Origin of the sequence: Mycobacterium sp., from assembly GCF_032162105.1 — a bacterium.
GTDB lineage: Bacteria > Actinomycetota > Actinomycetes > Mycobacteriales > Mycobacteriaceae > Mycobacterium.
Map to the genome: position 1 here is coordinate 1 of NZ_JAVRPS010000262.1, position 11,911 is coordinate 11,911.

At 68.1% G+C, this 11,911-nt stretch carries 14 protein-coding genes and 2 pseudogenes; 4 read left to right on the top strand and 12 right to left on the bottom strand.

Annotated features, from left to right (window positions below; all coding sequences use genetic code 11):
* A pseudogene (locus QOC69_RS13260) lies at positions 1-241 on the bottom strand (aspartate carbamoyltransferase); the annotation flags it as partial.
* Complete coding sequence (gene pyrR / locus QOC69_RS13265) at positions 238-828, bottom strand: bifunctional pyr operon transcriptional regulator/uracil phosphoribosyltransferase PyrR (protein WP_526440155.1); 591 nt, start codon at positions 826-828, stop codon at positions 238-240. The gene pyrR and the pseudogene QOC69_RS13260, both read right to left, overlap by 4 nt.
* A gap of 94 nt (positions 829-922) precedes the next feature.
* On the opposite strand from pyrR, the gene QOC69_RS13270 reads away from it, so the two are divergent.
* Positions 923-1,576 (top strand): class I SAM-dependent methyltransferase, encoded by a 654-nt coding sequence (locus QOC69_RS13270; protein ID WP_526440157.1) that lies wholly within the window; start codon positions 923-925, stop codon positions 1,574-1,576.
* Positions 1,577-1,589: 13 nt separating this feature from the next.
* On the top strand, positions 1,590-2,798 hold the full coding sequence (locus QOC69_RS13275; protein WP_526440159.1) for a serine hydrolase domain-containing protein: 1,209 nt from the start codon (positions 1,590-1,592) through the stop codon (positions 2,796-2,798).
* 6 nt (positions 2,799-2,804) lie between these two features.
* Here QOC69_RS13275 and QOC69_RS13280 read toward each other — a convergent pair whose 3' ends face one another.
* The gene (locus QOC69_RS13280) at positions 2,805-3,110 is read right to left on the bottom strand and encodes an SDR family NAD(P)-dependent oxidoreductase (RefSeq protein ID WP_526440161.1); all 306 of its coding nucleotides are present in this window, start codon (positions 3,108-3,110) and stop codon (positions 2,805-2,807) included.
* Between the two features lie 62 nt (positions 3,111-3,172).
* The gene (locus QOC69_RS13285; protein ID WP_526440163.1) at positions 3,173-4,570 is read right to left on the bottom strand and encodes an amino acid permease; all 1,398 of its coding nucleotides are present in this window, start codon (positions 4,568-4,570) and stop codon (positions 3,173-3,175) included.
* 149 nt (positions 4,571-4,719) lie between these two features.
* Here QOC69_RS13285 and QOC69_RS13290 point away from each other — a divergent pair, with 149 nt between their 5' ends.
* Positions 4,720-5,943, top strand: a complete 1,224-nt coding sequence (locus QOC69_RS13290) for an FAD-dependent oxidoreductase (protein ID WP_526440165.1) — start codon at positions 4,720-4,722, stop codon at positions 5,941-5,943.
* A 13-nt stretch (positions 5,944-5,956) separates the two neighbouring features.
* On the opposite strand, the gene QOC69_RS13295 is transcribed toward QOC69_RS13290, so the two are convergent.
* The 4 genes from QOC69_RS13295 to QOC69_RS13310 are packed head-to-tail and all read right to left on the bottom strand — an operon-like array spanning position 5,957 to position 8,677.
* Positions 5,957-6,496 carry a hypothetical protein gene (locus QOC69_RS13295; protein WP_526440167.1) on the bottom strand — a complete coding sequence of 180 codons (540 nt, stop codon included), beginning with the start codon at positions 6,494-6,496 and terminating at the stop codon, positions 5,957-5,959.
* A gap of 2 nt (positions 6,497-6,498) precedes the next feature.
* On the bottom strand, positions 6,499-6,975 hold the full coding sequence (gene nusB, locus QOC69_RS13300; protein ID WP_526440169.1) for a transcription antitermination factor NusB: 477 nt from the start codon (positions 6,973-6,975) through the stop codon (positions 6,499-6,501).
* A 32-nt stretch (positions 6,976-7,007) separates the two neighbouring features.
* On the bottom strand, positions 7,008-7,571 hold the full coding sequence (gene efp / locus QOC69_RS13305) for an elongation factor P (protein ID WP_526440171.1): 564 nt from the start codon (positions 7,569-7,571) through the stop codon (positions 7,008-7,010).
* Positions 7,572-7,585: 14 nt separating this feature from the next.
* Positions 7,586-8,677 carry a M24 family metallopeptidase gene (locus QOC69_RS13310; RefSeq protein ID WP_526440173.1) on the bottom strand — a complete coding sequence of 364 codons (1,092 nt, stop codon included), beginning with the start codon at positions 8,675-8,677 and terminating at the stop codon, positions 7,586-7,588.
* A 33-nt stretch (positions 8,678-8,710) separates the two neighbouring features.
* On the opposite strand from QOC69_RS13310, the gene QOC69_RS13315 reads away from it, so the two are divergent.
* The gene (locus QOC69_RS13315) at positions 8,711-9,253 is read left to right on the top strand and encodes a B-4DMT family transporter (RefSeq protein WP_526440175.1); all 543 of its coding nucleotides are present in this window, start codon (positions 8,711-8,713) and stop codon (positions 9,251-9,253) included.
* Here the strand turns inward: QOC69_RS13315 and aroQ are convergent.
* From aroQ to QOC69_RS13335, 4 genes and pseudogenes are all read right to left on the bottom strand, one after another.
* Complete coding sequence (gene aroQ / locus QOC69_RS13320) at positions 9,250-9,684, bottom strand: type II 3-dehydroquinate dehydratase (RefSeq protein WP_526440177.1); 435 nt, start codon at positions 9,682-9,684, stop codon at positions 9,250-9,252. The genes QOC69_RS13315 and aroQ overlap by 4 nt on opposite strands.
* Positions 9,681-10,763, bottom strand: coding sequence for a 3-dehydroquinate synthase (gene aroB / locus QOC69_RS13325; protein WP_526440179.1), 1,083 nt, complete (start codon positions 10,761-10,763; stop codon positions 9,681-9,683). The genes aroQ and aroB overlap by 4 nt, the downstream gene beginning before the upstream one ends.
* Before the next feature lie 127 nt (positions 10,764-10,890).
* A pseudogene (locus QOC69_RS13330) lies at positions 10,891-11,400 on the bottom strand (shikimate kinase); the annotation flags it as partial.
* Positions 11,400-11,911, bottom strand: a 512-nt coding sequence (locus QOC69_RS13335) for a chorismate synthase (RefSeq protein WP_526440181.1), incomplete at its 5' end; no start/stop codon positions are given. The pseudogene QOC69_RS13330 and the gene QOC69_RS13335, both read right to left, overlap by 1 nt.

Consider the following 11,911-nt stretch of genomic DNA (forward strand, 5'->3'; position numbering starts at 1 on the left):
AACTCGACGCGCTGACGTTGATCACGTCGCCGCTCATCCACTTGCCCGCGACCTCGAAGGACACCCGGGTGCGGGTGGAGTTCTCGTAGAACATCGTGATCACCGTGCGGCCGCGCAGCGTCGGGAGTTTCTTGACCTCGCGACCGACCAGGGCTTCGCGGAACCGGTCGGCGTCGTCCAGGATCGCGGTCGCCTCGTCCCTGGTCAGGTCGGCCGCCGAAAGGAGATGTCTCGTGCTCATCGAACGGGACCTCCGGTGTTGGCGATCAGCACGCCGTCGCGGCCGTCGTGTTCGGTCAACAGAACCTTGATGTTGTCGCTGCGGGAGGTCGGTACGTTCTTGCCGACGTAGTCCGCGCGGAGCGGCAGTTCCCGGTGGCCCCGGTCGACCAGGGCGGCCAGTTGAACCGCCCGCGGTCGGCCGATGTCACGCAGTGCGTCGAGAGCGGCGCGCACGGTACGGCCGGAGTACAACACGTCGTCGACGAGCACCACCACCGCGTCGTCGATGCCGCCGTCGGGAATCGACGTGTCCTCCAGCGGCCGGGGCGGCTTGATGTTGAGGTCGTCGCGGTAGAGCGTGATGTCCAGCGCGCCGGACGGCACCACTACTCCGGCGAACTCGGAGATGTTGCGCGCCAGCCGGGCGGCGAGCGTGACACCACGGGTGGGGATGCCGAGCAGAACCACGTGCGGCGCGTCGGGGCCGTCCAGCGCGGTCTTCTCGATGATTTGATGCGCAATGCGCGAGATGGTCCGGCCGACGTCAGCGGCGGACATCAATTCCCGGTCGGGGATGGGCGCGGCCGGAACATCTGAGACACCCAAGATGACCTGGACCTCCTTCTCCGCCTCTCTGGACGGATCGTTAAAGGACGTCGAACTGCCGGGCAGCTTAACACCGCGCGCTACGCTGGCGGAAATGACAGGTCCGACGTCCTCCCCCAACGTTCCCCAGTTCGACTTCGACGCCCTCTACCGCGGGGAAAGCCCCGCCGACGGTGTGCCGGCGATCACCACACCACCGTGGGATACCAAGGCTCCCAAGGAGACTGTCGTCGGCTGGCAAGAGGCGGGACTGGTCCGAGGCGAGGTGCTCGACATCGGCTGCGGGCTCGGCGACAACGCCGTCTACCTGGCGGGGAAGGGCCATTCGGTGACCGGGTTGGACATCTCCCCGACCGCCCTGGTCACCGCCGAACGGCGCGCCGGCGACGCAGGCGTCGAAGTTCGGTTCGCCGTGGCCGATGCCACCAGGCTCGACGGCTACACCAACGCCTTCGACACCGTCATCGACAGCGGGATGTACCACTGCCTGGACGACGACGGGAAGCGCGGCTACGCCGCGGCCGTGCACCGGGCCACCCGCCCGGGCGCCACGCTGCTGCTCAGCGCGTTCTCCGACGCCAACGCCCAGGGCCAGGACTGGCCGCGGCCGATGGTGTCCGAGCAGACGCTGCGCGACACGCTCGGCGACGCAGGCTGGGACATCGCGTCGCTCGACTCGGAGACCGTACAGCTCCCTCCCGACGGCACCCCCGCAACGTTCTGGCTGCTGCGGGCCGCGCGTCGCTGAGTACGCTGACACGGTGAATCTCGACGGCAACCAGGCGTCCATCCGCGAGGTGATCGACGCGGGTCTGCTCGCGGGTGCGGTCACCGTCGTGTGGCAGGGCGGCAAGGTGTTGCAGGTCAACGAACTCGGCCACCGCGACATCCACGCCGGCTTGCCGATGCAACGCGACACCATCTTCCGGATCGCGTCGATGAGCAAGCCCGTGACGGTGGCTGCCGCGATGGCGCTGGTCGAGGAGGGCAAGTTCGCGCTGACCGATCCCGTGGCACAGTATCTGCCCGAGATCGCCGACCTGCGGGTGATGGCCGACCCGGCCGGGCCGCTGGACAGGACGGTGCCCCTGCGACGGCCGATCACGTTCGACGACCTGATGACGCACCGCAGCGGCCTGGCGTACGCGTTCTCGGTGGGCCCGCCGCTCAGCCGGGCCTACGGAAAGCTGATGTTCCGCCAGGACCAGGACCGCTGGCTGGCCGAACTCGCCCGGCTGCCGCTCGCCCATCAGCCCGGTGACCGCCTCACCTACAGCCACGCCACCGACGTGCTTGGAATCGCGTTGTCGCGGATCGAGGGCAAGCCGCTGCCGGACGTTCTGGCCGAACACATCTGCGCACCGCTCGGCATGACCGACACCGGCTTCGCGGTGAGCCAGGACGGGCGGCGTCGGGCGGCGACGATGTACAAGCTCGACGCGGATGACGTGCTGCATGACGACGCGATGGGGCCGGCGCCGGTCCAACTGCCGACGTTCTGCGCGGGCGGCGCCGGATTGTGGTCGACGGCCGACGACTACCTCACCTTCGTCCGCATGCTGCTCGGCAATGGCACCGTGGACGGTGTGCGGGTGCTCTCGGAGGAGTCGGTGCGGTTGATGCGCACCGACCGTCTGACCCACGAGCAGAAGCAGTATCCGTTCCTGGGCATGCCGTTCTGGCGTGGCCGCGGATTCGGGTTGAACCTGTCGGTGGTGACCGACCCCGCGCAGTCACGGCAGCTGTACGGGCCCGGCGGGTTGGGCACGTTCAGTTGGCCTGGTGCGTACGGGACGTGGTGGCAGGCCGATCCGTCGCTGGACCTGATCATTCTGTATCTCATCCAGAACCATCCCGATCTCAACCCCGACACGGCTGCCGCCGCGGTGGCGGGCAATACCTCGATGGCCAAGCTGCAGTCGGCCCAGCCACGGTTCGTCCGGAGCACGTACAAGTCGCTGGAAGCCTGAGTCCCGCTAGGCCGAGATGCGTAGCGCGGTGTCCTCGGCGGGGATGACGGTGTCGATGCGACCGAACCGGGCGATCACCCGCTCGGTCACCCGACTCCACTGCCGTTGGTCCGTCATGTCCGCCGCGATGGCCATGACCCGGTCGGCGGGATAGCCGTGCATCACCCTGACCACGTCGCCCGGGTGGCGGGCGACCACCGCGACCCGGCACCCGTCGGCCAGCAGCTTGCGTGCCATCCGATATCCGGCATCGGTGTCGCCGTCCAGCACGAGGACGACAGTGGTTGCGGCGGCAGATGTCTCGCGGTTCATGACATCAGTCAACGCCCGCGACCTAGGTGCGCGGTGTGGACGGGTTGTGCGCCGGGGAAGAGTTACCCGGTTCGGACCGGCGAGCGTTCGCGACTGCGGCGGCGGTGCACCACCACGCCTGCGCCGACGATGAACGCCGCCGAGATCGCGGACAGCGCGATAGCCTGCTGCTGTCCGGGATCGAAGGCCATCAGTACGAGGATCGCGACGATGCCCGCGATGGTCACGACGGTCAGGTACGGGAACAGCCACATCCGCACCGGAGCCCGCTCCCCCTCCGAGCGCATCTTGCGGCCGAGTACCAGTTGGCTCGACGCGATGGCGAGGTAGACGAACAAGGCGACCGCGCCGCTGGTCGCCAGGAGATAACCGAAGATCTTCTCCGGCAACAGGTAATTGCCGATGACGGCGACGAAGCCGACCACCATCGAGGCCAGCACCGCCACCCACGGCGCACCGTTGCCCGCGACCTTGCGCACCACCTCGGGTGCGTCCCTGCGCTCGCCCAGCGAGAACAGCATCCGGGACGCGGTGTACAGGGCGGAGTTCAGGCACGACGCCACGGCGGTGAGGATCACCAGGTCCATGATCAAGTTCGAGCCGGGGATGCCGATGGCTTGCAGCGTGGACTGGTAGGAGCCGTCAGCGAGCTGGTCGTAGGGCATCAGTGCGACGATCACGAAGATCGAGCCGATGTAGAACAACGAGATTCGCCAGATCACGGAGTTGACCGCCTTGCTGATGCCGGCCGACGGGTTCGGCGACTCGGCGGCGGCGATGGTGACGATCTCGGTGCCCATGAAGGAGAACATGGTGATCAGCAGTCCGGCGATCACGGCACCGAATCCGTTGGGCATGAAGCCATCCGGCTCCCACAGATGGTGAACACCACTGACCTGCGAGTCCGGGATCACCCCGAAGATGGCCGCCAGACCGATGGCGATGAACGCCACGATGGCGACCACCTTGATGAGCACGAACCAGAACTCGAACTCGCCGTAGTTGCCGGCGCTGGCGAGGTTGGTGACCGTGAGCAATAGCGTGACGGCCAAGGCCCAGATCCATTGGGCGCCACCGATGAGATTGGTGAGGATCTCCGCGGCGGCGGTCGCTTCGACGGGGATCACCAACACCCAGAACCACCAGCAGAGCCAACCGACCGAGAAGCCGGCCCACGGACCGAGCGCCCGCTCGGAGTAGACCGAGAACGATCCGGTGTCGGGGTTGGCGGTCGCCATCTCGCCCAGCATCCGCATCACCAGGACGACCAGGGTGCCCGCCAGGAAGTACGAGATCAGGACGGCGGGTCCCGCTTCCTTGATGGCGTTCTTGGAACCGACGAACAACCCCGCGCCGATCACACCGGCGATCGAGATCATGGTGATGTGACGCGATTTGAGGCTCGTGCCCAGTCCGCCGGCCGGTCGCTCCTGAACCACTTCTGCCGTTTCGTTGCTCATCACACCGCCCTGTCGTTGTCCTGTCGCACACGTCCGTGCGATCCGCAAGGCAACAGGCTTCCCAAATGCATCACCGGACGAAACCCACGTCGGCGGGCGGATCCGGGGCACCATTGCCAGCGAAATGCGTATGTCATACGCTTAGCGTCATGACACAGCCGACCGTGTTGATCAGCGGTGCCGGAGTCGCCGGTCCTGCGCTCGCCCACTGGCTTGCCGGCAATGGCTACCGCGTGGTGATCGTCGAGCTGGCGCCGGGCATCCGTCCCGGTGGCCAAACGGTCGACCTGCGCGGCGCAGGACGCGACGCGGTGGCTCGCATGGGGCTGCTCGATCAGATGGTCGACCGCTCACTCGCACAGCGCGGCATCGCGTGGGTCCGCGCCGACGGCAGCCGACGGGCCGAGATGCCGGTCGAGGCGTTCGACGGCAACGGGGTGGTGTCGAAGCTGGAGATCCTGCGCGGCGACCTGGTCGACGTGCTGTATCAGGCCACCAAGGACCGGGTCGAGTATCGGTTCGACACCCGTATCGACGAGCTCAACCAGAGGCAGGACGCGGTCGAGGCCACCCTGTCCGACGGGACGACCCTGCAGGCGGACCTCGTCGTCGGCGCCGATGGACCGCATTCGGCGGTGCGGCGCTTGGCCTTCGGCCCCGAGGAGCAGTTCGTCAAACCACTCGGTGGCTACAACGCGTGGTTCACCGCGCCGGATAGTGTCGGGCTGGACGGCTGGTATTTGATGTACCAAGCGGCCGGCGGACTCAACGCGTCGTTGCGCCCGTCACACGACCCGTCGATCGCCAAGGCCGGGTTGGCATTCCGCTCGGACCCACTGACCTATGACCGCCGCGATCTCGACGCACAACGACAAATGCTCGCCGATCGGTTCGCCGGCGCCGGCTGGCATTGCGACGCTCTGTTGGCCGCCGCACGGGAGGCCGACGACTTCTACTTCGACGCCTTCGCCCAGGTCCACATGGACTCGTGGTCGCGAGGCCGGGTGACGCTGTGCGGCGACGCCGGGTACTGCGCGTCGCCGCTGTCCGGCATGGGCACCAGCCTCGCGTTGGTCGGCTCGTACCTGCTTGGCGCGGAGCTCGGGTCCGCGCCGGATGTGCTGACGTCCGCGCACGTCGATCACGCGCTGGCCGGTTATGGACGACTGATGCGGCCTTACGTCGACAGGTGCCAGGACCTCCCCGCGGGGGTGGACGGCTACGCGCCGAAGTCCAACTCCGACATCGTGATTACCGCGCAGGTGATGAAGTGGATGCAGCGCTGGCCCTTCCGCAGCTTCGCCGCAAAGAAGTTCTTCACGACGGCCGATTCGATCGCCTTGCCGCATTACTCACATTCTCCGGCTCGGTGAAAGGCGCACGCCTCTACATGGAACGCGACAACCCCCGGCCGAACTGCAGCAGACGTTGCATCTGGGCCAGCCCCCCGTTGTCGACGGTCTTGGTGTAGCGGAACGACTCGCAGAACAGATCGGTGTCGGTGGCCGACTTCTGGTGGCTGCGCGTGATGAGTTGGGTGTACATCCTCAAGCGCACCTCGGACAACCGCCGGGTCCCGTCGTCGAGCACGTCGAACTGCGTGGTGAGGATGTGGTCGGTGATGGTGGACAGCAGTATGGTCCGCACCGATGCGTCCAAGGTTCGGCGCTCATATCCCTCGGTGGACGTCGACTCGTCGTCGGCGCGCCACATGATCAGGCGCCTGCCGTCGGTGAGCACGACCTCCTGCCAGAGCGCCTCGCCCCAGGGCTCCTCGGTCTCGCCGCGGGACATGATGAACGACTTGATCGACGGGAAGTCCACCAGCGAGCGGAGTTGATCCAGCGCCAGTTCCGGGTCACGCAGGTAGACCCTTGCCGCTTCCTCCAGGGTCTCGTAGGGCGCCCAGTCCTGCGGCACGCTCATCGCTAGCCTTTCGGGGTGGCACGCACCGCCGCGGCGGCGGCGCGGATCTGTGGAGTCACCAGCATCACCTGGCCGAGCACACCGTTGACGAAGCCCGGTGAGTCGTCGGTGGACAGGCTCTTGGCCAGCTCGACCGCTTCGTCGACGGCGACCGGTTCGGGGACGTCGTCGGCGTGCAGCAGTTCCCAGACCGCGACGCGCAGGATCGCGCGGTCGACGGCGGGCAGCCGCTCCAGCGTCCAGCCCTGCAGGTGCGCGGAGATCAGGTCGTCGATGTGCGCGGTGTGATCGGTCACCCCGCGGGCCACCGTCACCGTGTAGGAGTTCAGCGGCGACACTTCGGGATCGCCTTCGGCCAGCAGGCCGCGCGACTCGGCCACCTCGCCAGGGGTCAGCCCGCGCGCCTCGGCCTCGAACAGCAGGTCGACCGCGCGCTTGCGGGCCTGATGCCTGCCACGGTCGCCGCGACGGTCAGGCATGGAGCCGCGCTCCGGTCCTGAGGCCGAAGCCGTTAGGCATTGACACGACCTAGGTAACTGCCGTCACGGGAGTCGACCTTGAGCTTGTCGCCGGTGTTGATGAACAGCGGGACGTTGATCTGCGCACCGGTCTCCATCGTGGCGGGCTTGGTGCCCGCGCTGGACCGGTCGCCCTGTAGGCCGGGGTCGGTGTGGGACACGATCAGCTCGACCGTCACCGGCAGTTCCAGGTACAGCGGCGCGCCCTCACTGAACGCGACCTGCACCGGCATGCCCTCGAGCAGGTAGTTCGCCGCATCACCGACGAGGGACTCCGGCAGGGGGTGCTGCTCATAGTCCTGGGAGTCCATGAACACGAAGTCGCTGCCGTCGCGGTACAGGTAGGTGGTGTCGCGCCGGTCGACGGTCGCAGTCTCCACCTTCACGCCGGCGTTGTACGTCTTGTCGACGACCTTGCCGGACAGCACGTTCTTGAGCTTGGTGCGCACGAAGGCGGGGCCCTTGCCCGGCTTGACGTGCTGGAACTCGATGATCTGCCACAGCTGCCCGTCGATTTGCAGGACGAGGCCGTTCTTGAAGTCTGCGGTCGAAGCCACGGTCGGTAATACTCCTAAAGGATGGCCAGTTCCTTGGGGAACCGGGTAAGCAATTCGGGTGTGGGTGCTTCCTCGCTGCCCACGACCAGCGTGTCCTCGATGCGGACGCCGCCGTGGCCGGGCAGATAGACACCAGGCTCCACGGTCACCGCAGAGCCAGGAAGCAGTGTACCGGCGGCGGACGCGCTGATTCCCGGCGCTTCGTGGATCTCCAATCCGACGCCGTGCCCGAGCCCGTGCCCGAAGTTCTCGGCGTACCCGGCGTCGTCTATGACCTGGCGCGATGCGCCGTCGACACCCTTGAGCGACACACCGGGCGACAGTGCATCGCGGCCGACCCGCTGCGCGGTGGCCACCAGCTCGTAGAGGTCGAGCTGCCACTGCGCCACCGGTGCCAGCACGAACGTCCTGGTCATGTCGGAGTGATAGCCGCAGACCAGGGCGCCGAAGTCGATCTTGACGAAGTCGCCCGCGGCCAGCACGGCGTCGGTCGGCCGGTGGTGCGGGATCGCCGAATTCGGGCCCGCCGCGACGATGGTCTCGAATGACACTCCGTCGGCGCCGTGGTCGAGCATCCGCGACTCGAGCTCCCGGCCAACCTCCTTCTCGGTGCGGCCCGGTCGCAGCCCGCCCGCAGCCACCAGGTCGGCGAGCGCAGCGTCGGCGGCCTCGCAGGCCAGCCTGAGCAAGGCGATCTCGCCCGCGTCCTTGACCTCGCGCAGGGCCTCGACGGTTCCCGCGGCCCGGACCAACGTGGTCTCGCCTGCCGCCTTCTGCAGGATCGTGTGACCGTCGACGGTGACGACGTGGCTCTCGAACCCGAGCCGACGCACGTTCCAGGCCGCCGCGCGCGCCGCCAGGTGCGGCCCGCAGGCCCGTTCGATGACGACCTCGGCGTCCGGCGACTGCTGAGCGGCCTGGGTGCGGTAGCGCCCGTCGGTGGCCAGCACCGGCGTTTCGTGTTCGGCGAGGATCAGCAGCGCGGCATTCGAACCGGTGAAACCGGACAGGTAACGCACGTTGACCAGGTCCGTTACCAACATGGCGTCCAACTCCGCTGCGACCAAACGGCGACGCAGCCGGTCCCGGCGCTGTGAAATCGTCACAGGTGTTGACGCTACTCGCTACGCTGTGCCCTCATGAGTAAGTGGTTGCTGCGCGGACTGGCGTTCGCGGCGCTGATGGTCGTCGTCCGTCTACTGCAGGGCGCGATGATCAACGCCTGGGAAACACAGGCTTTGGTGATCAGTGTCAGCCTGGTTGTGTTGTTCGCCATCGCGGCGTTCATCTGGGGGCTGATGGACGGCCGCGCAGACGCCAGTGCCCAACCCGACCCGGACCGGCGCGGCGACCTGGCCATGACGTGGCTGCTCGCGGGGCTGTTCGCCGGCATCGTCAGCGGCCTTGTCGCGTGGTTCATCTCGCTGTTCTACGACAACCTGTACGCCGAGGCCTTGCTCAACGAGGTCACCACGTTCGCCGCGTTCACCGCGCTCCTGACGTTCCTGGCGGCCATCGCGGGCGTGTCGCTGGGCCGGTTCCTCATCGACCGCAACACCCCGCCGTTCCAGCGGCATGGCGCCGAAAGCGAGCGCACCGACACCGACGTGTTCGAGGCCGTGCGCGAGCCGGCGGCGGTCGGCGCGGAGACCGCGCCAACCGAGGCCGAGAAGTCGTCCTAGCCGCAACCGGCCAGATAGCGCAGCGCCAACAGGTACCCCTGCACGCCGAGCCCCACGATCACGCCCGTCGCGACGCCGCTCAGGTATGAGTGATGCCGGAACTCCTCGCGCGCGTGCACGTTCGAGATGTGCACCTCGATCAGCGGCGCGCTCAGTTCCGAGCACGCGTCGCGCAGCGCCACCGAGGTATGGGTCAACGCGCCTGCGTTGAGCACCACCGGCTCGCCCGCGTCGGCGGCGGCGTGAATCCAGTCCAACAGCTCGGCTTCGCTGTCGCTCTGGCGGACAACGACTTTCAGCCCAAGCTCGGCGGCCTCGCGTTCGATCAGCGCAACCAGATCGTCGTGGGTGGTGGTGCCGTAGACCGCGGGCTCGCGGCGGCCGAGCCTGCCGAGGTTCGGTCCGTTGATCACGTTGATGGTCTCGGTCACGGCCGGACTCCGATCTCCGAGTAGGCGGCGGCAACCAGGGCCGGGTCCGGCCCCTCCAGACGGCCCGGTTTGGCCAGCCCGTCGAGGACGACGAAACGCAGCACGCCCGCCCGGGTCTTCTTGTCACCGGCCATGTACTCGAGCAGATGTGGCAGGGCGTCGGCGTCGTAGCTCACCGGAAGCCCAAGCGACGTCAGGACTGACCTGTGCCGGTCGGCGGTGGCGTCGTCGAGCCGCCCGGCGAGCCTGCCGAGTTCGGCGGCGAACACCAAACCCACCGAGACCGCGGCACCGTGGCGCCACTGGTAGCGCTCGCGCCGCTCGATCGCGTGCGCCAGAGTGTGGCCGTAGTTGAGGATCTCGCGAAGCGCGGATTCCTTCTCGTCGGCGGCCACCACCTCCGCCTTGACCGCGACTGCGCGCCGGATCAACTCGGGCAGCACGCTGCCGGTCGGATCGAGTGCGGCCTCGGGGTCGGCCTCGATCATGTCGAGGATCACCGGGTCGGCGATGAAGCCGGCCTTCACGATCTCGGCCATGCCCGCGACGATCTCGTTGCGCGGCAACGTCTCCAGGGTGGCCAGGTCAATGAGCACCGCGAGCGGCTGGTGAAAGGCGCCCACCAGGTTCTTGCCCGCGTCGGTGTTGATCCCGGTCTTGCCGCCGACGGCCGCGTCGACCATGGCCAGCAGCGTCGTCGGCACGTGCACGATGTCGACGCCTCGCAGCCAGGTCGCAGCGGCGAAGCCTGCAACGTCGGTGGCCGCTCCCCCGCCCAGGCTCACGACGGCGTCGCGCCGGCCGATTCCGATGCGGCCCAAAACGTCCCAGATGAAGCCCACGACCGGCAGTTCCTTGCCTGCCTCGGCGTCGGGAATCTCGATGCGATGCGCGTCGATGCCCTTCTCGGACAGGTGATCACGAATCGCCTCGGCGGTCTGGGTCAGCACCGGCTGATGCAGGATCGCCACCTTGTGACGTCCGTCGAGCACACGGGTCAGGTCGTCGAGCAACCCGGTGCCGATGATCACCGGGTACGGCCGCTCGACGAGGACGTCGACGGTCACGGGTTCAGTCATTGCGCGCTTCCGCTCGGCGGGCCAGCGCCGAGGGACTCGGCGGGGCCTCGGTGGTGGGGGCGGGATTCAACACGGTCGGCAGCCTGCGCCACGCGGGCCTGCGTCGGCGTCGGCCCTGCTGGGGTTCCGGCGTGGTGCAGTTGAGTCGGTGCACGATGTGGCGCACCACCGCGCCGGGGTTGCGCCGGTTGGTGTTGATCCGCATCGTGGCGACCTGACGGTACAGCGGAACCCGCGCGGACATCAGCGTGCGGAACTTCTCGGCCGGGTCGCCGCCGGCAAGCAGCGGGCGCACGGCGCCGCCGCAGGTGCGCCGAATACCTTCGGCGGCACTGATTTCCAGGTAGATCACGGTGTGACCGGCGAGCGCCTCGCGCACGTCGGCGGAGGTCACCGCGCCGCCGCCCAACGACACGATCCCGTCGTGCTCGGCCAGGGCCGCGCGAACTACGTCTGCCTCGATGCGGCGGAACTCGTCCTCGCCGTCAACGAAGATGTCGGCGATGCTGCGGCCGGTGGTCTCGACGATCTTGACGTCGGTGTCGAGCAGCGGCACGTCGAGTGCCTTGGCGAGGCGCCGTCCGATGGTGGACTTGCCCGAGCCGGGCATGCCCACGAGGACGGCCTTGGGCGCCATCAGCCCGACGCCTGCTCTCCTGAATGGCCGCGGTCGGCGACGGCGTGCAGGTAGTTGTCGACGTTGGCGCGGGTCTCGGCCAGTGAGTCGCCGCCGAACTTCTCCAGCGCCGCGCGGGCCACCACCAGGGCGACCATGGTCTCGACGACCACGCCTGCCGCGGGCACCGCGCACACGTCGGAGCGCTGGTGAATGGCGACGGCCTCGTCGCCGGTAGCCATGTCGACGGTGGCCAGAGCGCGCGGCACCGTCGAGATGGGCTTCATCGCGGCCCGCACCCGCAGCGGCTGGCCATTGGTCATGCCGCCCTCCAGACCGCCGGCGCGGTTGGTGGAACGCATCACGCCACCCGGTCCGGGGTACATCTCGTCGTGGGCGACGGTGCCGCGACGGCGTGCCGTCTCGAAGCCGTCGCCGATCTCGACGCCCTTGATGGCCTGGATGCCCATCACCGCGGCGGCGAGCTGGCTGTCCAGCTTGTTCTCGCCGCTGGTGAAGGAGCCCAGCCCGA

Coding starts and splice junctions, on each gene's coding strand:
- QOC69_RS13270 (WP_526440157.1), top strand. CDS start 923: ATGACAGGTCCGACGTCCTCCCCCAACGTTCCCCAGTTCGACTTCGAC.
- QOC69_RS13315 (WP_526440175.1), top strand. CDS start 8,711: ATGAGTAAGTGGTTGCTGCGCGGACTGGCGTTCGCGGCGCTGATGGTC.
- QOC69_RS13280 (WP_526440161.1), bottom strand. CDS start 3,110: ATGAACCGCGAGACATCTGCCGCCGCAACCACTGTCGTCCTCGTGCTG.
- QOC69_RS13295 (WP_526440167.1), bottom strand. CDS start 6,496: ATGAGCGTGCCGCAGGACTGGGCGCCCTACGAGACCCTGGAGGAAGCG.
- QOC69_RS13290 (WP_526440165.1), top strand. CDS start 4,720: ATGACACAGCCGACCGTGTTGATCAGCGGTGCCGGAGTCGCCGGTCCT.
- aroB (WP_526440179.1), bottom strand. CDS start 10,763: ATGACTGAACCCGTGACCGTCGACGTCCTCGTCGAGCGGCCGTACCCG.
- nusB (WP_526440169.1), bottom strand. CDS start 6,975: ATGCCTGACCGTCGCGGCGACCGTGGCAGGCATCAGGCCCGCAAGCGC.
- QOC69_RS13285 (WP_526440163.1), bottom strand. CDS start 4,570: ATGAGCAACGAAACGGCAGAAGTGGTTCAGGAGCGACCGGCCGGCGGA.